Source organism: Agrobacterium sp. O3.4, from assembly GCF_041414895.1.
In the GTDB taxonomy this organism is placed as follows: domain Bacteria; phylum Pseudomonadota; class Alphaproteobacteria; order Rhizobiales; family Rhizobiaceae; genus Agrobacterium; species Agrobacterium cucumeris.
Genome location: NZ_JALPZP010000008.1, coordinates 88009 through 113254 on the forward strand (window position 1 = coordinate 88009; position 25246 = coordinate 113254).

Here is a 25246-nt window from a genome sequence, read left to right on the forward strand (position 1 = left end):
GTGAAGGAATGAGTTTCGAGGAAAAACGAATGAACGATGCGGAGTCCTCTGAGACCGACAAGAGCGAGCGGGATCCGCGGTTCTGTTCGATGCCGAAGGAAGCGTTGGAGGAATTGGCGGTGTCGGCAATACACGAACACCGCCGGCTGCTCGCCGCGGATGAGGCTGTCTACGAGGAATGGACTCGCGCGAGCGGCGACCCCTCGGTTTCCAGCGACGTCCTGGCAAACCTGCAGGATGAATACATTGCCCGTCAGAAGAAGTCCGAAGCCCAGCAGGAAGAGCTGTCGCAGATCATCGACGCACTTGGCTACATCCCCGACGTCCCATTGGACGATTCAGCACGGTGTTTCGAACATACAATCCGGCCATCAGTATCATCGTATCGGGCGGAGAAGACTGGAAGCTAGCTCGTTGTGTTCATGTTGGTATATTGCCACCCATAAATTCGACGCCCAGTTCATTAAACCTACGCCAACGTATTTCACATTGACGCCGAGAACCGCCTTCCAGCGCCAGCTCGAACACGTTGGGAAGTTCCATCGTCGTTTCCATGACCAACCGGGCGCCACCTGCAGACAGATTGCGGATCGTGCAATCCCGCGTGGCCACGCCGTTGTTATAGATGATACGCGCGCCCTTGAAGGCGCGTATTCTGGGGGACGCCCGCCGCTCATCCACGGCAGAGCAAACCGTCGGGACGTGCAACGTGGTATGGAGCCCCGTGCGGCCACATCAGTAGTTGGTGTAGCATGCTTCGGCTTTCAGCTGAGTGCCGCCCGCCAGGGACGTCAGGAGATTTGGCACAACGGTCGTGAACTCGTATTCGATCCTCGCCTTTGAAAGACCTTCCAAACCGTTGCAGCTGGCACTGCGATCGAGAGTGATCGCCGTCGGATCAAGTTGGATGAGCCACCCCGCCGCTTTGGACTTCGCAAATGCGATCGCATTCTCCGAGCTGTAGGCTCCACCGTCTTCGCATTGGATCTGCGGTATGCCCATGCAACGCGCCGTGGCGATTGCTGTTTCGTGAAGAGCATGGGTCGCCCAGAACAACCGGGCAAATTCGATCATACCAAACAGCAACAACAAAAAGACCGGCGCGACCAACGCAAACTCAACGGCGCTGGCGCCGGAACGTTCACGAATGAACCTGCGTATGGAATACCTCATTTCGTCTGCACCATTGCGTTGGCGGCAATGGAACCGTCCTTGACGACATCGAACATCGTGAAGAACGGGGTATATGCCTGCTTTGCCGTTACAGCGACATAGCGTCCGGCACGCCCGCCGTCAGGGCAAGACGAGTTGCAGGTGACTTGCGACCCCCACTCGACAGATGCGGCATTCCCCTTCGGGCAATAGCAGGCATTGGCCTGACTGGAGACGCCACCGATCTTGATCGTCGCCCCGTCATAACTGGCCTGCGGACCGTTATTGACCTGTATTGCCGCGGTGGCATCGCCCCGATAATTGCTGGCGATCATGAGGGCAAGATTCTTGGCCAGTTCGCTACCGTTGCTGCCATCGACCTGGTCGGCATGGGCGATTGCATAGCTGGCGCTTGCCGAGACGGCCGCCTCCAGTTGAAATCGCGAGAACACCAGCATTCCCAGATCGACACTCGCCACGAAGACGAGAGCGAAGATGGGAACGACCAAGGCAAATTCGATAGCAGCATTGCCCTTTGTGTCTTTCAACACAAAAAGCGGATGGCCAAGGCGAACGCGTGCTCGCAGCGCCATTATTCTCAGAAACGTCTTCATTGGACCAAGGCCACCTTTCGGGTTCCACTCAGTTGCGTACATTCGGACATCGCTTGGGAGCCGCCGGATAGCGAGATGCTCGTGCCGATCAGTTGCAGACAGCCGTTACCCGCGTCCCCGAGCTGACCACCACCGCCAAAATCGATCACGCCATTTGGAAAATAGAAGGCGCCCGAGATTTTCGCTCTGCCGCCGGAGGTGATCTCAGCGCCTGTCGTATTCTTGGAAGACTGCGGACCGATAACCGCCAATTCCGCATAGGGGCCGGATTTCGGGGCGTTGAGCGTGATGGCGTTGCCGCCGGTCAGGCAGAATGACTTTCCGCTACATTCCCAATCAGAAGGTGTTTCGGTGCCTGACAGGACGATGGTGACGTCCTTGCCGGAGACCGCGACGTTGTCGCTGCATGCGGAGCCGCCGGTATTCACCGAGAAGTACCCGTCAACGGTATAGGTACCAGCGCCAAGTCGTGCACCGCCTGCCAGATTGACGTTTCCGGATATGTCATGCTCGGCGCTTGCGGGGATGGTGATGCAGCTACCGCCACCACCGCCGTTCAGATCTCCGTTCAGGCGGAAAACACCCTTTCCGGTGCTGGCATCCGCCATGACCGTGATGGAGCCGCCATCAAGCCCGATGGCGTTGTCGCCGCTGGATTTCCCGATGGTGTAGCTGTTGGACGTACCGGCCCCGAGTTTGAGTGTGGCGCCTGCACCCGTGTAGAAACCTGCGTCAAACACGAAGGCGCTTGGTCCATCTATGGTGACTTTGCCCGAGGCACAGAGGCTATAGCGGGCATCACCACATTTCTCGCCTCCCATGCCGAAGTGGAACGAACCAGTTCCAAATGTCAGGTCCGCACCATAGACCCCCTTCTCGACGTTGAACGTGCCGTCACCGAATTCGAGCTTCGTGCCGAAGTCGTTCTGAATCCTGCCCGAGAAGTTATAGACTGTCGACTTGACCCCCGAGACGTTGAACTTCACCTGGAGGTTGCCGTGGACAAGCAACGAGCCGATGTTGATCTTGGAACCGCTGCAGGTCACATCCCACTTGTCCATCCAGTACTGATTGTAGTTGGCCGGATCGTAGCTGCATCCAATGGCCTGCAGGGCGGCGGCAGTGTCCGGGGGTGAGGTGCTGCCACCGAACTCGATGTCCTTGCCTTTGGTGACCGAAGCCTCAGTCGGCCAGGACGCCTTCCGAATTATGTCGAGGCGAGCATTGAGTTCCGCCACGCCCGCGTGATTTTCCAAGGGATCGGAGGTGTACTGCTTGGTGACGGGAGCTTCGCTGCCGTCGCCTTTCACAATGTTCGCTGTCCACGGACAGGGCTGCGAAGAACCCTCAAAGTAGGTGGCACTCTTGGCTGTGATCTTGGTACCACATGGTGCGATCAGATCGTTGTTAGAGGCCACGTAGCAATTTGGCGCGCCGACCTGGACACCACCGGAAAGCGTCACGCCTGTTCCCGATTTATCAAGCGCGATGATGCAGGCACTTTCCGCCGCGCCAAACGAAGAATAGGCCTCTGCTGCGACGTCAAGCTGAGGTTTCACCCCTAGAACCGGCGCCAGAAACAGCGTGTTCGTCGTCTTCACCTCAACGTATACCGCCTGGAGCTTTTCGTTTTTCGGTGACGCCGCAAGCGAGACGGAAACGTTCGCGGGATCGACGCCGTTGAGCTTCGCAACATTGAGCGCGGCAGACCTCATCCGATCCTGCGAGCTTGTTTCACTATAGGCGAGCGCGCCCGCGTAAGATGCCAGATCAGCAGTGCGCTGATTTTCGTCCCGGACCAGCAACCCGTATCCATACTCGACGGACAAAGCAGCAAAACCAATGATGACCGGCAGCAGTATTGCCGCCATGATCGCGATGCCGCCGTGCCGGTCGGCGCTCAAACGTAAAATAAGGTGGTGAATAATCTTCATGGTCAAAATTCTCTTTGGGAGCCATGGGCCAGTGCAAACCTGATGGCCGGGCGCCTTTGCTCTTCATATTTTTTGTCTGGCAAATGGCGACCCGGCTCCGTTCCACGAGGGACCCCAAAACAGGGTTCTCGCTCCAGCGATGGGACCGAAAAACGAAGTGCTCTGCGCTGTTCCTGGCTGCACTTCACCGCGAACGCGGACAGAGCCCGACGGAATGGACACCACTGAGCAATCGCTCAGTCCGCGTTCTCAGAACGCCTCCCAATCTCCGGTAGCGATTGCTGCATTGCCCTGACTGGCAAATGTTTCACGCAGTTTCGACCGAAGGTCGCGCGCCGGAGAGGACGCCGCGTGCACAGTGGCTTTCCCAACAGGGCGAGGACGCGCGATCGAACCTCGGCCGGTGTTGAAATCGCTGAGCATACCCGTGATACGGCTGACCTCCTGGACCAGAGCATGGCTTGCAGCAGTGGATTCTTCCACCATCGCGGCGTTCTGTTGCGTTCCCTGATCCATCGTGTTGACGGCAGTATTGATCTCCTGAAGAGCGGTCGCCTGCTCGCTGGATGCCCTGACGATCGCCCCGATGTGACGGTCGATCTCTTTCACTTCGCCGACGATCTCCGTCAGAGCTTCACCGGTCTGCCCGACCAGCGATACACCTTCCTTTACCTGCTCGCCGGAATTGTTGATCAGTTCCTTGATCTCCTTGGCGGCCTTGGCCGAGCGTTGCGCCAGTTCGCGGACTTCCTGGGCGACAACGGCAAAGCCCTTACCCGCATCGCCGGCCCTTGCGGCTTCGACACCCGCATTGAGCGCCAGGAGGTTGGTCTGGAAGGCGATCTCGTCGATCACCCCGATGATGCTGGAGATTTCCCGCGATGAGCTGTCGATCGCACCCATGGCGGAGACGGCCTGCTGAACAATCTGGCCGGACTTTTCGGCGCCTGCACGGGCCTTGGCAACAAGGTGCCCAGCCTCTTCCGCGCGTCGGCTCGAATCCTTGACAGTTGTCGTGATCTCCTCCAGCGCCGCCGCCGTCTCCTCGATCGAGGCGGCCTGTTGTTCGGTGCGCTTGGCGAGATCATCGGCGGCAGAGCGGATCTCCTGCGCGCCGGCGCTGATCTGGGTCGCGGCACCATCAATATGCTGGATCGTCGTCGACAGCTGTTCCAGTGCATTGTTGAAGTCGTCTCGCAGCACATGATAGGCCGCCGGTAGATCGTCATCGATCCGGTAGCTCACATCCTTGGCGGCGATTGCCGCCATCGCCTTGCCGAAACAGTTGCAGACGAGCTGACGCTCCGCGTCGATGGCTTCTGTCTGGGCCTTCTGCTTGGCGATCTCCGCCTCGTCGATATAGACGGATATCGCCAGGTCCATGTCCAGCATCACGGCCTTCACGAGACCGGCGAGTGCTTTGCCGAACTCTGCCGGCTTCATCGTCTTCTTCGAGAACATCCCGCCCTTCGGGAATATCTCTTCGACGGCGCTGTTGATCAGATGGTCGAGAATGATGGCGTATCCACCGATATACCATTGTGGCTCCAGGCCGATGCGGGCATGCACCGTGCCAATCGTCCGCACCTTGGCAACATAATCCTCGTTGAAGTTGCCGTCCGCGATATTGACCCAATGACCCATCTGTGCGCCCTTGGCGCGGGAAATGTGATCATCGGAGGAGAAGAAGCGGCTGGCTTCGGGGGTTATTCGCAGTTGCGTGTAGAATTTGTCGAGGCCATGTGGCAGTTCGCGTTCGACGAGGGCCTTCAGCGATCGGATCCCGGCGCGTCCTTCCTGATCGAGTTGCATGAAATCGAGACGACGCTCGACACTCTGACTTTTTGACTTTGAGACTACAGCTGCAGCACTCTGGACGGAGTTGCTGCAGGTATGCATGGCGGACTGGCTCGACATTCCCGACCTCGATTAAAATGGCTGAAACGGTGATCGGGCAGTGCCTCAATCACGTCGAAACCCGTCATCATGTCCGGCTTTGGCGCTCATCCGCCTTTCTCGACGACCCCAAATTTGGCCGACCTGGTTAATTTGGTGTTAACCGAAACCCATAGGTGCTTGACCCTTCACCCTTAGCTGCGCCCATGGGACATCGCGTGCGAATTTCGGATATTATCGGCCGATACTGTCGGGATGAAAAATGAGCGGTCATTCCGACGCGATCAATTGCTTGGCAGGCACACGACCGCCACCGCATGTGCTATGCTCGGCTCATCTACCTCCGCGGCCCGCTCTGGCACTCCGGCCGTTGCGAGTGATCAGCGCTCACTTCCCCTGATGAGCCTATTTCTTGCTTAGGACAGCATAAAGCTGCTCCTGAGCGCTTTCGACGGGTATGCGATCATCGTCGAAAAAGTTCGCAAGAACCGCGATAAATGCTTCGGACATCTGGGCGGGCATTGCCATGGATTGGGCGCTAACGTCGCTGTTCCTTGCGATCATTTCCAATCCAAGACGACCACAGCGATCAAGGTTACTCGGATCCACGTCTGTCCGTACGGGAAGTGATCCCTTGAGCCCGCTGAAAGCAACCTGATTGACCGGGTCCATGACCACGCGGGCAAAATCCCGCTGTGCTTTGATTGAAGCTTCGCGATTTGTAATCGGGAAGGCGAAGGCATCGACGACCATGAAGTAGGCGATTTCCGTACCCGGCACGAGGCTGCATTGGAAGTCCTTGTCCAAGACATAGCCTCTTGTCATCAGTTCTCCCTTGGCCCAATCACCCATGAACTGCATGCCGGCATCCCCGCTTCCCACCGCCGCAGCAGCATCCGCCCAGGTTTTGCCCACCCGCCGCTGCGCAGGCTCAGCATAGCTGGACAGTCGTCGCAACATCGAGAGCGCTTCAGCCATCCGGGGATCACGTATCATCGACGCGTCACCCCGGATTACGCGGGCATATCCTTGCGAACCCAGCTGCTGGTACATGATGTTATTGAATATGAGCGAGATCTCCCAGCGGCCGCCTCCCAGTGCGAGAGCAACATGCCCCTCCTGTTTTATCCTGTCGGCAGCGCCAATAATTTCCTCCCACGTCCTCGGCGCCGGAAGTCCCAGCCGATCAAAGAGGGCCTTGCTGGTCCACAGCCAGTTCTCGGCATGAATGTTCGTTGGTGCGAAGTAGATCTTCCCCTTGAAGCTTATCCGATCAACCACGGTCGCAGGTAGCACCTCACGCCAGCGGTCTGCCGCGGCAACCTCTTCCAGATCCAGGACGATTCCCATTTCCGGCAATTCCCGGGAACCTTCATTGGCGTTCCACTGCATGACCGCGGGTGCGTAGCCGCTGGCGACGCGATCACTCACTGTGCGTTGAACGGCAACCTTGTTTTCCATAGGAAGATCGATCCAACGGTTTCCCGCACGCGACCAAGCATCCCGAAACACGTCGAGCGCTCGTGCCTCACTCTTCGACACCCAATAATGGACGACATCGATGGCGCCGCGCTCGTCTGCCGAAACAGGACTGGAGGGCAGGCCAAATACCAGTGGCGCAAGAACCAGACCAAGATGCTTTGCTTTGTTTGAAAAGGTCATTTTGCATTTGCTCCGGAATGATGCGTCAATGTGCGCCCGCGGCGACCGGGTGGATTGTTTCGACAAACGGTACGAATTGGACCGCAGGAATGTGAGAGACCGCAATCTCAGCGGGCGCGGGTTTGCCGAACAGGTAGCCTTGACCCAGCTCGCAGCCGATCTCGAGAAGGAAGCGGCTTTGGGCATCCGTCTCGATACCCTCGGCGACGCATCGTTTTCCGAGATTGTTGGAGAGGTCCACGATTGCGCGGATGATTTGTGCCGACCGCGGATCCGTTTCGATGCCGGAAACGAAGCTACGATCGATTTTCAGTTCGTCGAAGGGGAAGTCCCGCAGATGGACCAAGGAAGCAAACCCAGTGCCAAAATCGTCGAGCGACACGGAAACGCCCTGTCGACGAAATCCCTCCACAGCGTTGAGAATCCGCTGGGAACCTCGGTTGAGGAATACATCTTCTGTGATCTCGACAGAAAAATCGCTCCATTCAAGGCGGTTTTCTCGGATTACCTTCGCAAAGATATCATAGCTTTCGTCCGTCAGGAGAAGCATCTCTGGCAGGTTGATGGCGACGGTGCCGGGCGCCAAGCCGGAACGCTTCCAGAAACGAAGGTCACGGCCAACAGTCGATATGACTGCCTTGGTCATACCCTTCATGAGTTGGGTGCCATCCATCAATGGCAGGAACCGACCGGGCGGCAGCAATCCGAAACATGGGTGCTGCCAGCGCACCAGCGCCTCAAACCCCACATGCTTGCCTGTGAGGAGGTCGACCTTTGGCTGATAGTGAACGACAAACTCCTGTCGGTCGGCTGCGGTGGCAAGTGCAGCCAAGAGCTGAGTGTCCTCGATCCGGTTGGCAAGTGCAGCTTCGTCGATGACGACGGCGGCACTACGTTCCCCCTTGGCGGCGTACAAAGCCACATCGGCCGCTTGCAGCAGACCGGTGCCATCATTTGCATGAAGAGGCGCGATAGCCCCACCAACGGATGCCGACGTCCGAAGAATTCGCCCCTCGAAGACGATATCTTCGGCAATGGCCTGCCTTATGCGCTCCGCAATAGAAATTAATAATGACGCATCCGTCACGCCAGGAAGAAGCATCGCGAATTCGTCTCCCCCAAGACGCACTGCCGTATCACCTGCACGCACAACCTGCCGAAGCGCCTCTGCGACATGCCGGAGGATCGCATCTCCGGCAGTATGACCGAAGCTGTCGTTGATACCCTTGAAGTGATCGAGATCGACCAGGAGTATTGAAAAACCCGGATCCTTGCGTCCGAGTTCAGAGACAAGATGCGTAAGAACGGTGTTGAACTGGGAGCGATTGCCAAGCCCCGTCAAACCATCCGTATGCGCAAGATGCTCCAGTTTGGACTGGTAGTCTACGGTCCGGAAATGCTCATTGCGCAGTTTCTGCAGCAGGGGGCGGAACACCAGCGTGGCTGTGACGAGGACGGTCATTGCGATGAGCGCAAGAAGACACACGCCCGCAAGTTTCGCGTTGTAGACACTGAGCGTGCTTCGTTCGTGAGTACGCTGACTGAGATCTGAAAATCCGCGCATCAACATGCTGTCGGATGCTGCCGCAAAATCTATCGCTCCCCAGAACGAATATCGATCCCGCCTCTCTTGCGTGCCGGCCGTTGCGATTTGCTCAGCTCGCCCAAGGAATTCCACTACAGACTTGCCCAAATCCTCTCTTGCGCGCTCAAACGCCTCGTCCTGGGGGAGTAGACGTTCAAGGTAGTTCCCCTTGATTTCTGCATGCATGGTTTCCAACCGGCTCGCCACGGAGCGGAGGTCCGTAATTGCCTGGAGGATGTCGTCACGCATCGCATCGACAATATATTCGGGCAGCTTGAGGTCAGCCGAAGCGCGCATCAGAGCACGGGTCTGGTTGGCGAGTTGTTGAAACCGTATGAACTGATTGCTGGTCAGAAAGCTGATGTTCTGCTGCAGCGAGTGGCGGTCCAGCGCCACCAGCACCGTCGCGCACGTAGCCCCGATCAACAACATCATAATGATGACCGTGTTAAGGTATTGCCGGCTGATCGACCGAATATACCGACCCATGGACTTGTTGTGTTCGCTTATGAGCTGTCCAGCAAACGGCATCTCATCAGCCCTCGCCGGCAAGTTCGGAGGCAGCACCCCGCCCGTTCGCGGCCCAGAGACCAAACTCCGTATGATCCAGCAATTGAATTCGAGGTGCGGCAGCGCCTTGCGATGCAGAAGCAGTTATCGCCATGCGGATCTCTTCGAGCTGTGCATAGACCTCCAGAATCTGGTCACGTACAGCCCGCAGCTCAGGGGATGAATGCTGTTGGAACCTGGTACTGGGAAAGGAAATGAGATTAGACATTTTGAGAGTATTCCCCTAAATCATGCAATTCGTTGGTCTTTCAGCGCCACCAGCATTGTGACATTCCATCTCCTTCCCGCACGCCTTCCAGTAGCGAATAGCCCTCACGGCATTTCGCAACGACGCTGTATTAGGAGAAATTGGGAACCGGCGGATCGTAAGGATGAGCTGACGCAGTAGTCTCGATGGCGGTGAAAGTTGATATCGACCAGGCACAGACCCCGGTCGTATCGAAATCCGACATCCTGCCAGCCCCGGCGTTCATCCGCCTTTCCGATAAAGCCCAGAATTGGGCTCAATTGTAAATTTGTGATTAATCAAATATTGGCCAGATGAAGGCGAACAAATAGGTTGCGGATTTCGGATATTCGGCACGCCACAGGGATATCCGGGAAGAAAGCGACCGTCGATGGAAACGGCGCCTATCTAAACGAACCGGCCGGGCAAGGTTGGAAAACCCTTCAAGGTCTCCGCCCGCCTCTTTCAATCGCGCTGGGCTTGGCTTTCCCGACCCCTGCGAATTGTCTCATTAGGCAATTCCCCGAAAGCCGCTTTGTAGAGAGCTGAAAAATGGCCCATGTGGACGAACCCGTAGCGTCTGGCCACAGCTGAGACCGTCAAGTCTCCCGAAACGAGAAAATCGCGCCGGACGGCTTCCAACCGCAATTGCCGCCAGTAGTCGGATGGGGTCGTGTCCTTGAACTGCTGGAATGCTGATTGCAGAGCGCGGATGCTCACACCAGCGGCTATTGCGAGGTCCGCCATCTCTAGCGACGTATCAAGGTGAGCCATCATGAAGTCTATCGCTCGCTTCACGTGGCGAGGCACAGCGGCCGCCGCCGGGTCTTTGAGCGCGCTGGAATAGGTGTGTGGCAACTGTTCCAGCATGCATACGAGCATTGACCGGAACAGAAGCTCCGTTGACCGGAGTGGCAAGGCTTCTTCTTTGTCGTTTGCAAACGTCGACCACAGCAAGCCTCCCAAGGACATGAGATATCCGTGCAAGGTCGTGTTGGCTTCGATCTCAATCGCGAAATCCACATCCCCCGTCACAGGCCGATCGAGTAACAAGCTCAGTTCCCGTTTGAGAGCGTTCTGGCTGAAGGTGACGCCGATATGCGAGCGTCCCGCATGCTTACGAACGAACTCCGTCTGCTGCAGTTTGCCGACCAGAATACTATCTGACTTGGAAACGAGATCGAGGCCGCGACAACGAACTTCCATTGCCCCCGCTATTGGAAGGTACAGAGCACACGAGTCGGGAGGGGCATCGAAACTTGCCTCGACGCCGATGCCACAATCCGTCCGCCAGATGTCAAAACTGCCGGCGGAAAACTGCAGGTTCTCCATGCTGACCTTTCCGGCCTTGGAGAGAGGGCGGAGTTTTACGCATTCACGGCTCTGAGGAAGCTGTTCCTGAAGTTCGTCGATGTCCATTTGCACGAACTTGAAACGAGACGTTTGAGGAGCCCGCACCATCAGTGCCCCCGGATGCGTGCGGATCGGGCAGGGAGCTTTTGGGTAAGTTCCGTACCGCTCCGCCCAGATTCTCGCCAGATTTCAGCCGAGGGATACCGAAGAATGGGAAGTTGCCCGTGGGCAACAGTATCCGCACAAGTCGGCTTTGCAAATTCGATGAACATTGTGGTACGTACCTCAGAATACTCAAAATGCGGTGTCGTGGAGGCGAGAGCTCGTCTCTTCCTACCCCAGATTTGGGTCGATTCGCTAATTTTCTGCTAAAATGAGGACGGGCTGCCGAGCAGATGTTGCCGAAACCACGATGGCTGCGCCGTTATATTTCACGTGAAGTTAGAGCAAAGACTCCTGCATCATATTAGATGCCGGCGAATTGCTTCGGCGATCGCATGAGCGCGGTTAGCCGCGCCCAGCTTCTTCGCCGCGCTCTTCAGGTAGCTGTTGACAGTTTCGGTTCGATACTCGGAAACCCCGGAAATTTCCTCGCTGGTCAAGCCAGTGCTGGCGAGCTGAAGGCAACGCAGCTCACCATCTGTAAGCCGCAAGGCATCAGCGGCAAAACGATCCATCAAAGGCTTTGAAATTGTCCGGTGCAACGGCTCCGCGATGAATACCAGGAACTCTCGTTCGCCTGGGGTAAACGCCCGCTCCGTCGTGAAGGAAACACCGCCATAAACAACACCACCCCTGGCGACGGGAATTTGCAGGCGCTTGCCGATCTCGTAAGAGCGATGCAGATAGGAAAGACGTTGGGCCGGCGGCGAAAGGTCAAATGCCTCTTCCTCTGTCATCGGTGTCGCCTGTGCAGTCGACCGAACAAGCAGGGGATCGGAGCGGTTCCACTGTTCCGAAAAGTATGTTTCGACATAGGCTGGCGGCATGTCGCTCTCGATCGAGCGCCCTCGCCCGATGTGGTATCCGTTCAGGTCAAGTCCACCGAAGGCGACGTGCCGGAACCCGACAGCCTTTCTCACATGTTCAAGCAGCTCGTTATCGCGCAGTTGTCGCTGAACTGGAACTTCCGAAAGGTTCTTGAAGCGGTCAAACCCCTCCCCGTGTGTATGCCCCATCACTGATCTCTCGCCGAATCCTGAAAACCACATTTTTGCGCTGAATGCTTAACGCAATATCAATCGTCAACAGGCAACTTCTGGCTGATATTTCAGCTTCGCTCTCAGATTGTCAGCCGGGTCTCGGCGATTACACAGGGTATATGCATGGCAACGGGCGTCTGGGAGCGGCTTGCGGGCAATCTGGCATTTGTCGTTTTGTGCTTCGCCATGTGGGCACATTTTTCGATCTGGTACCGTCGGCTAATCGTTCGGCACGACAAAGTTCTTTTTGGTGCGTTCGCGGGCTGCACTTCTATCGGCTCCATGTTGCTCGCAGTCCAATACCAGCCCGGAATCTATCTTGATCTTCGTTTTGTTCCGCTTGCGCTGACCGCTGCATTGGGCGGCCCCATATCTGCCATCGGTGCAGTAGTCCCAGCCGCTATCTTTCGCCTCTATCTTGCCGGAACGGCTACCCTTGACGGGATCGTGGCGATCCTGGTCGTGAGCTCGGTGGGAGCGGCGACCTATTTGCTGCCGCGCACAAAATTCTCAGCGGGACGCATCCTTCTATTTCTCAGCCTGGCCCTGGCGCTTGCGCTAACCCTGGTGCTCGCTATTCTTCCAAGCCTGTCGGAGGTCCAAGCGCTCTCGGCCATCGGGTTCCCACTCATCACGGCAAACTGTGTCGCTGCAATCCTGTGTGGCCTCATCATGCTCAAGACAGATCGGGTGCAGCTGGAGCGCCGAATTTTGGAAACGGCATTCTCGCAGTCCCCCGACTATCTGTACGTTAAAGACAGGGAGAGCAAATTCCTGACCGTGAACGACAATATGGCCCGGCTATTCCGTTTTCCCGCAGCTTCCGACATGATCGGGCTTTCCGACTTCAACCTGCGCACTCCTCCAGAAGCCGAGGAGCTGTATTTCCGCGAACAGCAGATCATGCGCACCGGCGAACCGCAGATAGACTTTCAGGAGCGGTTGAACGATCGCCACCTGCTTGCGTCGAAGGTCCCTCTTCGGGATAGTGAGGGGCACATCGTTGGCCTCGCAGGCGTCACCCGTGACATTGCCGAACGCGTGGAACTCGAAAGCGAGCTTCGCGAAAAGCGAAACCTGCTGACGCTTGCGATGCATGGCATGTCCGAGGGTTTCGCCATTTTCGACAAGAAGGGGTTCCTCGTCTTCTGCAATGAGCAATACCGGGACGCATTCCCGTTTTCACGCGATGCTCGAGTCGTCGGTGCGCATATCAGCGACATCTTACGCAGCGTAGCGGAAACGGGCGAGCGTATCGACATGCCCGACGTGGCTTCAGAGCAATGGATCGAGCTGGCGGCAGCAAGCCTTCCTGTCAACAAGGACGAAGAAATCCAGCTTCAGAACGGCGAGTGGCGCGCACTTAAGACCCGGCTCGCCCATGATGGCACGGCGATGGTGGTCGTGTCTGACATCACGGCGACGAAGCAGGCGGAAATCGCTCTCCAGGAATCGGCTAACCAGCTCAGAGCCCTTGCAGACACGGATGGACTGACCAATCTCACCAATCGCCGCGCTTTCGATCGGGCTTTTGCGGCCCAAACCGAACATTGTATCAGCAGGGGTATGCCGCTCAGTGTCCTGATGATCGATGTCGACCGCTTCAAAGCCTACAACGACACCTATGGCCATCTTGCTGGTGACGACTGCCTGCGCATCGTCGGAAGATGTCTAGACAAGTCCGTGAAGCGCGCAGGGGACCTCGTGGCGCGTTACGGCGGCGAGGAGTTCGTGGTTCTACTTCCAAACACGGACGAAAAAGGCGCTGCAATCGTTGCCGACGAATTTGCTCATCTCCTGGCCAAAGAGAACATCCCACATGCTGGGAGCGAGTTCGGGCGAGTGACCGCGAGTGTAGGAATCTCAACGGTCACGGGGAAAGGTCTGCACTTCGGCTCAGCACGCATCCTTTCGGAAGCCGATGACGCCCTCTATGAGGCGAAAGAGAACGGTCGCAATCAAGTGGTGGCGCGGACGCTATCGGACGGACAGACCGTGACAGTTAAGTAAGGACCGAAGGCATCATAATGGCGGCCTTTCGCTGTTGCCGCCAAGCCCAAACACAGCAGAATTGGGCGCGTCTGCAGCTCGTATTCCAATTGTGGGAGGGCTGACGCGACGATGCTAATTAGAGCTTAGCAACCCACGATCTTTCGCGATTCCAACAAGCTGCGGCACTGATTCAGCGCCCAGCTTGGCACGGGCTTTATCGAGGTAGTGCTGCACGGTCCTCGAATTGATGCCGGTCACAGCGGCAGTTTCGAGTGTGTTTTTTCCTTTCATCGCCCATGTCAGGCACAGCATCTCGCGTGGTGACAGCACCTGCTTCGGATTGACGGCGGTTTTGGCAGCAATCATCTTCAATCGATAATGAACCATCATCACCAATTGGACAGCTCTCTTCGAGTCGAATGCGGCCGGGACGTCCACGTCTCTTTCCGAGGATGCAAAGGTCAGCATCATCGACGCGCCGTAACCACCTTCAACAGGGATCGTCATGCCGCAGCGGATCCCGTGGTCGATCGCCTCGTCGCGAAATTTTCTGAGTGGTGAAGAACCGCGGGCCGGCCAATCCTCCGCAGTCCAGAAGAAAACGTCCCGTTTGCGCTTCGCTTCCGTCACCACCGGATCGATGCTGGAATAGTCAGCCGAGAGGTAAAGACCCTCCCAGGGTTTGGGATAGGAGTTGAATGTCCTGATCTGGGCGCCTTCTTTTTCGAGATAGGCAAACCGTTCGTATCCGCAGGAACGCGTGAACTGCCTGAGGGCGCCCTTGACCATGGCCTCGTCTTGCGCGACTTCCAGCATATCAACGAGCGAGCGAAATTCTCCGTCCACGAACGCTTCTCCTATGTTTTTGACCCGTAACGCGGTCCTTTATTTGCCAGCCGAGACGCTGGATGATGGGCATCGTCGTTTGGCAACAGGCGGACCTGCTAATCGCCAACTGACGATAGCTCCGCAACCGGCGGTGCTTGGTTGATGCAAAGCAGTCCCTCTTGCCGTGTACGTTAGCACTACCCATAAAGGGGGAGCTTTCAAGGCTCCCTGCCTCAAAAAGATGACAAATCAAGAAAAGTTTTTGCGGGCGAATGGAAACCGTGTTCTGACGCGAGTGCTATGTACTGAAGAGAACGCGATATAAGGCCCGGCCCGTTTGCCCACGCAAGGCCCCAAATCCTAAAACTGCCAGCGCTTTTCAAGCGGCAAGATCACTTGGCGTCGATACGCGCCCGCTCGGATCTGACGGCTTTGATGATACGCCAGTTAATTCCCGGCTCGCGTGGCATCTGGATATCGTCCATGTTGTCGAAATCCGAAAGCCGGGTGTAAAACGCACTTCGAAGGCGCGAGATAAACTGCTTCGGCAAAGCGGTGTTTTCGAGAAGGTCCGGGTCGTCATCCGGCAAATCGCCAAAATCCATTTCTGTCATCGCCTATCCTTTCCTGCGTTGAGCAGGACCATCCGGCACCATTTCTTCAGCCAGCGCAACTCGCAGATTTGCACCTCTTGCAGACTTGGCGTTTCCTTTAGTTTATGCGGTAAGCCGACGGAAAGATGATGTCCTGGTCGACGAGGACGTTGAACTTATAGCCGGGGCGTATCTGGATCGTCGGCTGTACATTCAGGTTCTTCGAGATTGTCTGCTCGGCGACGCGACCGAAGCTTTCAGCAAAATTCCGTCTGGCGGCATCGGACGCCGTATCCTGCGTCGCAAGCGTCGAACTCTCCGGCATGGACATGTCGATCCCGGTTCCGATCAGCGCGACGAGTGCTGCCGAACCCCAGGTGCGCCAGAGATGTCGATCGACTTTATCCTTGAACCCGCCATATCCCTCGGCATCCGTGCCCGCCATGCCGCCGATCTGCAGGGTCGATCCGTTCGGAAAGATGAGGTCGGTCCAGACGACGAGTACGCGCTCCTGGCCAAACGACACCTTGGAATCGTAGCGGCCGAATAGTTTGGACCCCTGCGGGATCAGGAGCCGATAGCCGGTGGCGCTGTCAAAAACGTTCTGGCTGACCTGAGCGGTGATTCTGCCCGGAAGATCGGAGTTGAGCCCGGTGATCAACGTGGCCGGAATAACCGAGCCGCGCTTCAGCTCATAGGGCGAGATCTGCGGTACGACCCGGTTCGGCAGATAGCCGAGATCCTTGATGTCCTGATTGAAAAAATCCTGCTTCGAAGTCTGGGTGTTCGGATCGACGTTCTGTCCCATCAGCCCTGATTTGACAGCGGAGGCGTAGAGGTCGGAGGCATTGTTGGCTGTCGCAGTTGTCGTCTGCCGGCCCGTGTCTCTGGAATTGTTGGCGACTTTTTCGACATCGGAAATATCCACCTTCAATGGCGAGTCCAAAGCCGTTGCCCGCGCCTGAAGGCGGGCCATACGCTGGCGCTGCGCCTCGCGGATATATTGTTCGTCCTGCTCCCGTTTCAGGCGGGCTTTCCATTCCTCTTCGGATTCGAGCCTTGGCCGCCGTTCTTGCCTTTCCGCGGACTGGCGGTCGACAACAGATGTTTCCTTCTCGACCTTCTGTTCGACGGCGGGCGTTGGCTGAAACGCTTCGCGCTCAACCGGCTCGCCGATGATGCCGTCGGTAACGCCGCGTTTGAGTTGGTCTCCAAAATTGGTTGCGGGAGCATTCGAGGCGCTCTCGATATCATTGTTCCGATTGAATGCCAGCCCGCGCCACGACAGCCCGACCACGACCACCCCGACGAACAACGCGATGATGATGATGGCGATGATGATCGGCAGCCGATTGAGACGGCGCATACCCTTCTGATCGTCGGCTTGGTTGGAGGCGCCAAGCTGGAGAGACTGGACCATGTTCGCCTCCCCTCAGTTGCGTTGCATGATGGAAAGCGGGCTTGCCGGCGTGGCGCCGGCCGCCGTGGCCGTGTAGGCCCGACCAAGGGCAACGGACGGCGTGGAGAGCCGTGCGAGCACCTGGCCGTCGACGTCATCGATCGAATAAACGAGCTCGACCGTCTTCACATCCTTCCCTACCTTGCCGTCGGTGATGACGGTGTAGCCCCATCCTTTCAGCGCCGCCTCGAGCGCCGCCGCGAAATCTGACGTGTCCTTTTCCATTTTGAGCGTCGTCGTGCCTGCCGGATCGATCTGCTCGGCGAGGCGGCTCGCCATGTCGCCGGCGATGGCGCTAGCGGCTGGGCCGGTGACGGCGACCGGGGTTGAACTGGTGGTCAATCCATCCTCGGCTGTCTGGCAGCCTGAGAGCAGGGTGGCGGTGATGATGATGACGAGAAGCTTGCGCATGGTTCAGCCTCCCCGCCGGATGGTGATCTTCTGTTGGCGCCAGCCAACGCCGGAGACGAGGATCGCCTTGTCGACCGCGTAGTCGACGATCATCATGTCATTCTTCATCCGGTAATTGACGATGCGGTTCTGGCCGCCCGAGACGACGAAGAGCACTGGCGCATCCTGCCCCGAGATCGATTTCGAAAACTGGATGTAGGTTTTGACGCCATCCGAATAGACCCGTTTCGGCTTCCAGGGCGCCGAGCCACTCACGGAGTACGAGAAGTTCAGTTTGTCGGGCGCCGTGCCGGGAATGCCGCCGGTCTCGAGCCGGGAATTGATGTCGGCGAGCTTGGTCGATACGTCCTCCGGATATTCGAAGCCGATGCGCGCCATGTACTGGCTCGGATGGGATTTCAGCTGGATGTGGTAGGTGCGCCGCGATGTGGTGACCACCATCGAGGTAACGAGTCCCGGTTCCGACGGCTTGACGATCAAATGGATCGCCTGCCCGCCCGTGGCGCCGGAAGTCGCCGGTTCGACCTTCCAACGAACCGTGTCACCGACAAGCACATCGCGGACGATCTCGCCGCCTTGCAATTCGATATCGCAGACTTGAAGCGGCGAGCAGACGACCGACGGCTGGGTTTCTCCGAACAGGAAAATGACCTTGCCATCCGGGCCGGTCGTCACCAGCCCCGATGTCCCGCGCCACTTCCTGGAAATGTTGGTGCCCTTCACCTCGTTGTTTGTCATGCTCTGCGCCTCGATGCCGCTCGCGAGGACGAGCGTGGCCAAGCAGCCGGCGGCTGCGATCAATCCTGTTCTGTGCATTGAGAAATCCCCTGCCCTTAAAGCTGCGCTGTCCAGTCGAAATCCCGGACATAGAGACCGATCGGATTGAGACGGATGGTCGCCTCATCCTGCGGTGCGGTGAGCGTGACCGTTGCGATCCCGCGGAACCGGCGCGTGCCGATTTCCTTGCCCTTGCGGTCGCGTTCGTACTCGGTCCAGTCGATCTGATAAGTCTGGTTCGAGAGCGCCACGATGTTGTTGACCTCGATGGCAACGGTCGAGGACTTCGCTTTCTCGAACGGCGAGTTGCTCCGGAACCAGTCATTGATCTTCTGCGTCGACGGATCGGAGGTCCGAAGCAGCGCATAGGTCCGATCGATATATTGCTTCTGCACCACGGCATCCGGCGTAATGCTGCGGAAGCTGGTCACGAAGTTGCCGAGCGTGGCGCGCACCACCCGGACATCGGCATATTCGATCTGTTCGGGGAACCCTGACGTCACCGAGGTTCCAAGCTTGTCGACCTGGACGATGTAAGGCACCAATTTGACCTGAGTGCTCAAGTACATCGAATAGCTAAAGCCGATGACCGCCATTGTCAGACCGAGGATGCCGACAATGCGCCATGCGTCGGCGGCCTTTACGTAAGAGCCGTATCGTTCATTCCATTCCTGGCGTGCGGCGAGGTACGGGTTTTCGGGGGCGCGGTTCGCTGCCATCGATCCATCACTTTCTAATTGCGGTTAGTCTTTGCGTTCGGGAGGTGGCTTTGGTCCGCTATGCCCGCTACGCGCCTGGTCGAGCTTGGCGTTGGCAAGACCGAGGATCGAACCTGCATAGGCGCCGGGAGAACCGATGGCCTTCTCCTTGGCGGCCGAGCCTGCCGCATGTCCGGCCGATCCGATGCCAGCTCCGATCCCGCGAAGCATTGCGCCGGCGACGGATGAACCTGCAGCTCGGGCAGCCTGACCAGCCGCGAAGCCGGTCCCCGCGGCACCCGCTGCGAGGAAGCCAGCGCCTGTGGCGAAGGACGCGGCCTGCCCACCGTGCCGGATTGCTTCCATTCCGCCTGAGACAGAAGCTCCCTGCACGACGCCCTGCATGATGTTCGGGACGTAGATGGCGACAATGAAGACGACGACCGCAATGCCGGCGATCGCAAGTGCCGTCTGGAATTGGTCTCCAATGTCAGGTTCGTTTGCCAATCCGATCAGCACTTCCGATCCGATGCGCGAGATCATCACAAGCGCCATGAGCTTCATTCCGACCGAGAATGCGTAGACTAGGTATCGGACGGCGAAGTCCTTCGTATAGGACGAACCGCCAAGGCCGAGCATGATCATGCCGGCGAGAAGGCCGATATACATTTCGACCATGACCGACACAAAAATCGCTGCAACGAGCGAGAATGAGATGACCACGACGACCATTGCAAAAGCAGCCGAGATCGCCAGCGCATTGTCCTCAAAAAGACCGAACTGAATCTTTTCCGACATCTTCGTTGCGACGGCGAGTCCGGCATTGAAGACGTCGGCTGGTGACGCGGTCCCGCCACCAGCACCAATCTGGAACAGGCTGTCGACTACCGCCTTGGCGAAGGTGGGACCCTGCGCCAACACGAAGGCGAAGAAGCCGACGAACATGATCCGCCGGACAAGCTCGGCGAACCAGCTGTCAAGCGATGCGGCCTGTAGTGCCAGCCAGACGGCGGCGATGCCGATTTCGATCGTCGCCAGGATCCAGAATAACGATTTCGCCGCATCCATGACCGTGGTTTCCCACCCCTTCGCGGCCGTGGTGATCTGGCTCTGCAATGAGGTTAACACCGAGCCTTCCTGGGCGAAGGCTGGCTGGGCCGCCAGTGCGCAGAAGGTCGCAAGCAGCATCGCTGCCCTGAACCGTTGAAAAGGTATCCCCGTCATCTGCTCACCACTCGACCTTCATTCTCTCGCCGCCAGAGGTCGGATACTTCTTGGAGGTGCCAAAGAACTGTTCGCGACGCTCCTGCGCAGCCTGCTTTTCGGAGATGAGCAGCCAGATGCCGGTGCTGCCGGCCGCCACGATGGCCGCGAGTGTGAGCAGGATCAGTTTCGTTCTCACCATTCCACCTTCATCTTCTCGCCGCCGGACGTCGACGGGGCTGTCGCGCTGAAGAATTTCTCTCGTCGCGCCTGAGCCAGGTCCTTGTCGGTCTGCTCGGTCTGCAGCCAAGTCCCCATCATCGTCATTTGCTGGGAGACGAGACCGCGCAGTTTCTGCATCTGCGCGACCTGCTGTGCGGCGATCTCGTGCCCAACCTGGAGGGCCTTCATCTGCCCATCGGCGGTCTCGGACATCGATCGTAGCGAGGACATCGTGCCTTCCTCGCTGTCGAACTGATCGGCCGTCAGGCTTGCCGCTTTCAGGGTGCTGGCGATCGTGTCCCGGTTGGTATCGGACCACGACTGGTAGCTGGAGGAAAAGCTTGTCGCGCCCGGCAGGTTGGCCCTGAGGCTTGAATAGCTCTGGAAGCGCTGCTGCAGCACATCGTCTGCATTGCCCATCGAAAACGAAATGCTCTGGCCCTGGTCGATGAGGCTGCGCAACTGATTGAGGTCGCTTTCGACCTGTCCCCAGATATGCGACGGGAGGGTCGCCGTATTCTGCAGCAGGTTCTGGTAGATATTGAGCTGCGTTTCGATCTGTTGCGCGAGCTGGCTGATCTGGGTGAGCTGGTTCTGGATTTGCTCGCCGGATTGGCCAACGAGGGATACGAGTTCTCCATTGTTGAGGACCTGCGTCCATTCGGTCGCTGCACCTGTGGCGGTGCCGGCACGCGCTGGCGCGGCTGCACTTAGTGCAACGATTACAGCCACCAGACTGACGACGAATCTATTCGAAGTTGAGCAGCGACGCGGCATCGTGAACTCCTCTCATTTGAAGCCAGTGAACCGGCCAGTCGCGGCCGTGTTCGGAACTAAGCGTGCGAATGCGCTTCAAGTCTTCCTTGCCGGATGCGCCAACGAAGCTCAGCGCCACGGGGCCGAGCGCCATATCGAACAACCGACGGCCTTCGGGGGTGACGACGTAGTATTCGCGTTTGGGAATGGCGTTCGAAACGATCTCGATCTGTCGCTCGTTAAAGCCGATCCGTTCGTAGAATTCGCGCGTCCCAGATTCCCTTGCGGCGCCGTTCGGCAAGCAAATTTTCGTTGGGCAGGATTCCTTCAGCACATCGATAATACCCGAGCGTTCGGCGTCGGAGATCGACTGCGTGGCGAGTACAACGGCGCAATTGGCCTTGCGCAGCACCTTGAGCCACTCGCGGATCTTGCTGCGGAATACCGGATGACCGAGCATCAGCCAGGCCTCGTCGAGCACGATCAGGCTCGGGGAACCGTCGAGACGCTTCTCGATCCGCCGGAACAAGTAGGTTAGCACGGGCACAAGATTGCGCTCGCCCATGTTCATAAGGTGCTCGATCTCGAAGGTCTGGAATGCGCCGAGGGAAAGGCCGTCCTGTTCCGCGTCGAGAAGCTGGCCCATCGGGCCGTCGACCGTGTAGTGATGAAGCGCGTCCTTGATCTCGCGCATCTGGACGCCGCTGACGAAGTCTGACAGGGACCGTCCGGCCGCGCTGCCCATCAATCCGATCTGGCGAGAGATCGCGTTGCGATGATCAGGGGTGATGGCAACACCCTGAAGGGCGACCAACATTTCGATCCATTCCGTTGCCCAGGCGCGATCCGCATCGCTCGCGAGGTCCGATAGTGGGCAGAAGGCCAGCGCCTTTGCCTCTTCTTGGGCGTCGCCACCGATCTCATAGTGATCGCCGCCGGCGGCGAGCGTCAGCGGCAGGAGCGAGTTCCCCTTATCGAAAGCGAAGATCTGGGCGCGTTCGTACCGTCGGAACTGCGCTGCGATTAGTGCCAGCAGCGTCGACTTGCCCGAGCCGGTCGGCCCGAAGATCAGGGTGTGACCGACGTCATCGACATGGAGGTTCAACCGGAACGGAGTCGAGCCGCTCGCCACCTGCATAAGGGGTGGCGAGTTCGGCGGGTAGAATGGGCACGGCGCCGCCGGGCTGCCGGACCAGACCGAGTTCAGCGGGACCAGATCGGCGAGATTGCTGGTGTTGATTAGCGGCTCGCGGATGTTGCAGTACCAATTGCCGGGCAGGCTGCCGAGATAGGCGTCGGTGGCGTTGAGGGTCTCAATCCTTGCGCCGAATCCTTCCGCCTGGATCAGCCGGCGAATGGCTTCCGCTTTTTCCTGGAGAGCCTCACGGTCGTGATCAAACAGGACGATGACAGGCGTGTAGTAGCCGTAGGCAACCAGCTGCGAGGAGGCTTGCGCGATGGCATCCTCAGTCTCGGCTACCATGGTCATGGCATCCTGGTCGACGGAGCGGCTTTGCGTCTGGAAGAGCTGATCGAAGAACGGCCGTACCTTCTGCTGCCATTTCTTGCGGGTGCGTTCGAGTTTCTGCCGTGCCTCTTCCGCATCGAGGAAGATGAAGCGCGATGACCAGCGATAGGTGAGCGGCATCAGGTCCAGGCTGTTGAGAATCCCCGGCCAGCTCTCGGCCGGCAGGCCATCGATTGCCACAACCGCGAGAAACCGATTCTCGACCTTCGGCGTCAGGCCATGCTCGAGCTCGGCTGTCGCAATCCAGTCGAGATACATCGGGGCATCCGGCAATCTGATCGGATGGTTTTCGCCGGTGACGCAAAAGCGAACGAATTGTAGCAACTCGTCATAGCGGGCGAGCCGCTCCCCTCCCCTCTCCGCGACTTCGCGCGTCTCCATGCGCCGGATCGAAAGAGTGTTGGCAAAATACTGCTCGATCTCGCGGATGGCGTTCCTGAAGATGAAGAGCACCGTGTCGGCATAGCTCTTCTTGCGGCTCTCCTCGTCCGAGTAAATGTATTTGCTCAGCGCGGTCTTTTTGGACTCCAGGGGCCGATAGGTGAGGACGAGCGCGTGCTTGCTCTCGAAATGCCCCTGCTCGCGCCCGAAATGCGCCCGCCGCTCGGCGTCGATCGCGCGCGTGACCGCATCTGGAAAGTGGCAGCGATCGTCAGACGGATAGTCGAATGTCGGGATGCGAACGGCTTCGACCTGGATCATCCAGCCGCTCCCGAGCCGCGACAGGATCGTATTGATCTGCCGTGACAGGTCGTTGCGCTCGAGATCGGTAGCACTTTCGGAGTCGGGTCCCGCAAAATACCAGCCGGCCATCAGGCTTCCGTCTTTCAACAGAAGGACGCCATTGTCGACGAGGCCGGCATAGGGGACGAGATCCGCAAAGGATGGGCCGGTGGCCCGGAAGCGTTTCAGAGCAACCATGGCTTGCCCTCAATACCGGCGCCATGGCGAGGAGGTCGCCTTGTAGTAATGCTTGTACGAGACATGGCGGATATAGACCTGTCGCATCAGCGGGTCCGCCTTTGCCATCATTCTCAGGAGGCCGACGACGACGATCCAGACGGCAACGCCGAAGAGCGCGGAATAGATCGTCAGAACGACGAAGATGAGGATGACTGCAGCAAGACCGGTGATCAGCACCAACTCCCGGTCCGCGCCCATCAGCAGGTTCGGACGCGACAGCGCCCGATGAATGCGGTTGCGTTGCAGGCCAGACAGGGACTCAGCCATGAGCCCCCTCCCCTTCCCCGCTTTGATTGATTGAGATGGTCTGCTCGTCGGGCAGTCCGATCGAGGCACCGGTTGCGCCAAAAAGGCCGACGATGTTGGTGGCGCCAAGCAGGATGCCAGCGACGAGCACGATGTACATGAGCCGCCGCGCGAAATCGTTCAGTTCGCCGCCGAAGATTAGCATGCCGCCGGCGATCGCGACGGCTGCAAGCGCAATGGCGCCGGCAACTGGTCCGGTGATCGATTCCTGGATCTGCTGCAGCGGCCCTTCCCAGGGAAGACTGCCGCCGGAACTGGCGAGCGCCGGCGAGACCGAGGCAAGAGCGATGGGTGCCGCAAGGAGTACAGCGGCGATGAATGCGTTTCTACGCGACATGGCGCGCCTCCTGTTCTTCCGTAAGCTGGTCGGATTCGATTTCGTATTGGCCGCCCGCGAAGCGCTCGACCTGGATGACGTCGCGAACGCGCCGCCCGCGCGGCGTTCGCTCGATCGAGACGACGAGATCGACCGCTTCCCCGATCACTTCATGCATCGGCTGCTGGCTGGCTTCGGCAGTTAGCTGCTCGAGGCGGCGTAGCGCCGACATAGCGGTGTTGGAATGGATGGTGGCCACGCCTCCGGGATGGCCCGTGTTCCATGCTTTCAGCAACGTGAGCGCAGCGCCGTCGCGGACCTCGCCCACGACGATCCGGTCTGGGCGCAGACGCATGGTGCTCTTCAAGAGCCGTGCCATGTCAACGGTATCGCTGGTGTGGAGAAGAACAGCGTTCTCGGCCGCGCACTGGATCTCGGCGGTGTCTTCCAGGATGACGAGGCGGTCTTCCGGGGCAGACTTGACGATTTCGTCGATGACGGCATTTGCGAGCGTCGTCTTGCCCGACCCGGTGCCCCCGGATATGATGATGTTGAGCCGGGACGAAATCGCGCTGCGGATAGTCGAAGCCTGGTGTTCGGTCATCACGCCGGAGCGCACATAGTCATCGAGCCGGATCAGGCGCGAGGCTCGGCGGCGAATGGTGAACGCCGGCTTGGCGACAACGGGAGGCAACAGCCCTTCGAAGCGGTGACCGCCGATCGGTAGCTCCCCGGATATGATTGGTTGCTCGGTATCGACCTCGGATTGGAGCGCATGCGCGACCGTTCCGATCACCATCTCGGCGGCGGCAGGCGACATCTCACCGGCAGGCGCGACGCCATGACCGAGCCGTTCGATGAAGAGCTTGCCATCGGGATTGAGCATGATTTCGACAACCGTTGAGTCTTCCAGCGCAAAGCAGAGCTGGTCGCCCAGTGCCTCCTGGAGTTTGCGGACAAGTCGAGGATGAGATCGAAGCTGGTTCACGGCTTTTCTTTC

Annotated in this window: 24 protein-coding genes and 1 pseudogene; 2 read left to right on the forward strand and 23 right to left on the reverse strand. The window is 58.4% G+C overall.

Translation table 11 applies throughout. The annotated features are described in order from the left end of the window. Positions 1-29: 29 nt before the first annotated feature. Positions 30-335: pseudogene (locus M0412_RS24015) on the forward strand (transcriptional repressor TraM); the annotation flags it as partial. Between the two features lie 85 nt (positions 336-420). Here the strand turns inward: M0412_RS24015 and M0412_RS24020 are convergent. From M0412_RS24020 to M0412_RS24065, 10 genes are all read right to left on the reverse strand, one after another. After that, entirely contained in the window at positions 421-681 is a 261-nt protein-coding gene (locus M0412_RS24020) for a PilZ domain-containing protein (protein WP_161596383.1), read from the reverse strand. Positions 682-735: 54 nt separating this feature from the next. Beyond that, entirely contained in the window at positions 736-1173 is a 438-nt protein-coding gene (locus tag M0412_RS24025; RefSeq protein WP_142843320.1) for a TadE/TadG family type IV pilus assembly protein, read from the reverse strand. Continuing rightward, positions 1170-1766: a TadE/TadG family type IV pilus assembly protein gene (locus M0412_RS24030; RefSeq protein WP_142843321.1), complete on the reverse strand. Its 597-nt coding sequence runs from the start codon at positions 1764-1766 to the stop codon at positions 1170-1172. Before M0412_RS24030 ends, M0412_RS24025 begins: the two co-directional genes overlap by 4 nt. Continuing rightward, positions 1763-3700 carry a TadE/TadG family type IV pilus assembly protein gene (locus tag M0412_RS24035; RefSeq protein ID WP_237681478.1) on the reverse strand — a complete coding sequence of 646 codons (1938 nt, stop codon included), beginning with the start codon at positions 3698-3700 and terminating at the stop codon, positions 1763-1765. The genes M0412_RS24030 and M0412_RS24035 overlap by 4 nt, the downstream gene beginning before the upstream one ends. A gap of 249 nt (positions 3701-3949) precedes the next feature. Continuing rightward, positions 3950-5617 (reverse strand): globin-coupled sensor protein, encoded by a 1668-nt coding sequence (locus M0412_RS24040; RefSeq protein WP_142843322.1) that lies wholly within the window; start codon positions 5615-5617, stop codon positions 3950-3952. Between the two features lie 384 nt (positions 5618-6001). Continuing rightward, positions 6002-7258: an ABC transporter substrate-binding protein gene (locus tag M0412_RS24045; RefSeq protein WP_142843323.1), complete on the reverse strand. Its 1257-nt coding sequence runs from the start codon at positions 7256-7258 to the stop codon at positions 6002-6004. Between the two features lie 25 nt (positions 7259-7283). Continuing rightward, entirely contained in the window at positions 7284-9278 is a 1995-nt protein-coding gene (locus M0412_RS24050) for a bifunctional diguanylate cyclase/phosphodiesterase (RefSeq protein ID WP_237681479.1), read from the reverse strand. 100 nt (positions 9279-9378) lie between these two features. Beyond that, positions 9379-9621 (reverse strand): hypothetical protein, encoded by a 243-nt coding sequence (locus M0412_RS24055; RefSeq protein WP_142843325.1) that lies wholly within the window; start codon positions 9619-9621, stop codon positions 9379-9381. Between the two features lie 483 nt (positions 9622-10104). Next, positions 10105-11100, reverse strand: coding sequence for an AraC family transcriptional regulator (locus tag M0412_RS24060; protein WP_142843326.1), 996 nt, complete (start codon positions 11098-11100; stop codon positions 10105-10107). A gap of 353 nt (positions 11101-11453) precedes the next feature. After that, the gene (locus M0412_RS24065) at positions 11454-12170 is read right to left on the reverse strand and encodes a helix-turn-helix transcriptional regulator (protein WP_269703655.1); all 717 of its coding nucleotides are present in this window, start codon (positions 12168-12170) and stop codon (positions 11454-11456) included. A 147-nt stretch (positions 12171-12317) separates the two neighbouring features. Here M0412_RS24065 and M0412_RS24070 point away from each other — a divergent pair, with 147 nt between their 5' ends. Then, positions 12318-14204, forward strand: a complete 1887-nt coding sequence (locus M0412_RS24070) for a diguanylate cyclase (protein WP_142843328.1) — start codon at positions 12318-12320, stop codon at positions 14202-14204. A gap of 114 nt (positions 14205-14318) precedes the next feature. On the opposite strand, the gene M0412_RS24075 is transcribed toward M0412_RS24070, so the two are convergent. The 13 genes from M0412_RS24075 to trbB all read right to left on the reverse strand — a co-directional run bounded on the left by M0412_RS24075 (position 14319) and on the right by trbB (position 25234). Then, positions 14319-15032, reverse strand: a complete 714-nt coding sequence (locus M0412_RS24075) for an autoinducer binding domain-containing protein (RefSeq protein WP_161991475.1) — start codon at positions 15030-15032, stop codon at positions 14319-14321. Positions 15033-15406: 374 nt separating this feature from the next. Further along, the gene (locus M0412_RS24080; RefSeq protein ID WP_142843329.1) at positions 15407-15628 is read right to left on the reverse strand and encodes a hypothetical protein; all 222 of its coding nucleotides are present in this window, start codon (positions 15626-15628) and stop codon (positions 15407-15409) included. A 97-nt stretch (positions 15629-15725) separates the two neighbouring features. Continuing rightward, positions 15726-17027 carry an IncP-type conjugal transfer protein TrbI gene (gene trbI / locus M0412_RS24085; protein WP_142843330.1) on the reverse strand — a complete coding sequence of 434 codons (1302 nt, stop codon included), beginning with the start codon at positions 17025-17027 and terminating at the stop codon, positions 15726-15728. 12 nt (positions 17028-17039) lie between these two features. Next, a complete protein-coding gene (gene trbH / locus M0412_RS24090; protein WP_142843331.1) occupies positions 17040-17477 on the reverse strand; it encodes a conjugal transfer protein TrbH in 438 nt (145 codons plus the stop codon). Positions 17478-17480: 3 nt separating this feature from the next. Beyond that, the gene (gene trbG, locus M0412_RS24095) at positions 17481-18293 is read right to left on the reverse strand and encodes a P-type conjugative transfer protein TrbG (protein WP_142843332.1); all 813 of its coding nucleotides are present in this window, start codon (positions 18291-18293) and stop codon (positions 17481-17483) included. Between the two features lie 17 nt (positions 18294-18310). Continuing rightward, on the reverse strand, positions 18311-18973 hold the full coding sequence (locus M0412_RS24100; protein WP_065653658.1) for a conjugal transfer protein TrbF: 663 nt from the start codon (positions 18971-18973) through the stop codon (positions 18311-18313). Between the two features lie 24 nt (positions 18974-18997). Next, positions 18998-20176 (reverse strand): P-type conjugative transfer protein TrbL, encoded by a 1179-nt coding sequence (trbL, locus tag M0412_RS24105; protein ID WP_142843333.1) that lies wholly within the window; start codon positions 20174-20176, stop codon positions 18998-19000. A 4-nt stretch (positions 20177-20180) separates the two neighbouring features. Further along, a complete protein-coding gene (gene trbK, locus M0412_RS24110; RefSeq protein ID WP_142843334.1) occupies positions 20181-20357 on the reverse strand; it encodes an entry exclusion protein TrbK in 177 nt (58 codons plus the stop codon). After that, complete coding sequence (gene trbJ / locus M0412_RS24115) at positions 20351-21154, reverse strand: P-type conjugative transfer protein TrbJ (RefSeq protein WP_142843335.1); 804 nt, start codon at positions 21152-21154, stop codon at positions 20351-20353. Before trbJ ends, trbK begins: the two co-directional genes overlap by 7 nt. Further along, positions 21126-23582, reverse strand: a complete 2457-nt coding sequence (locus M0412_RS24120; RefSeq protein ID WP_142843336.1) for a conjugal transfer protein TrbE — start codon at positions 23580-23582, stop codon at positions 21126-21128. The genes trbJ and M0412_RS24120 overlap by 29 nt, the downstream gene beginning before the upstream one ends. Before the next feature lie 9 nt (positions 23583-23591). Beyond that, entirely contained in the window at positions 23592-23891 is a 300-nt protein-coding gene (locus tag M0412_RS24125; protein ID WP_037094117.1) for a conjugal transfer protein TrbD, read from the reverse strand. After that, positions 23884-24267 carry a TrbC/VirB2 family protein gene (locus M0412_RS24130; RefSeq protein WP_142843337.1) on the reverse strand — a complete coding sequence of 128 codons (384 nt, stop codon included), beginning with the start codon at positions 24265-24267 and terminating at the stop codon, positions 23884-23886. The genes M0412_RS24125 and M0412_RS24130 overlap by 8 nt, the downstream gene beginning before the upstream one ends. Continuing rightward, positions 24257-25234, reverse strand: coding sequence for a P-type conjugative transfer ATPase TrbB (gene trbB, locus M0412_RS24135; RefSeq protein WP_142843338.1), 978 nt, complete (start codon positions 25232-25234; stop codon positions 24257-24259). Before trbB ends, M0412_RS24130 begins: the two co-directional genes overlap by 11 nt. Positions 25235-25246 lie beyond the last annotated feature (12 nt).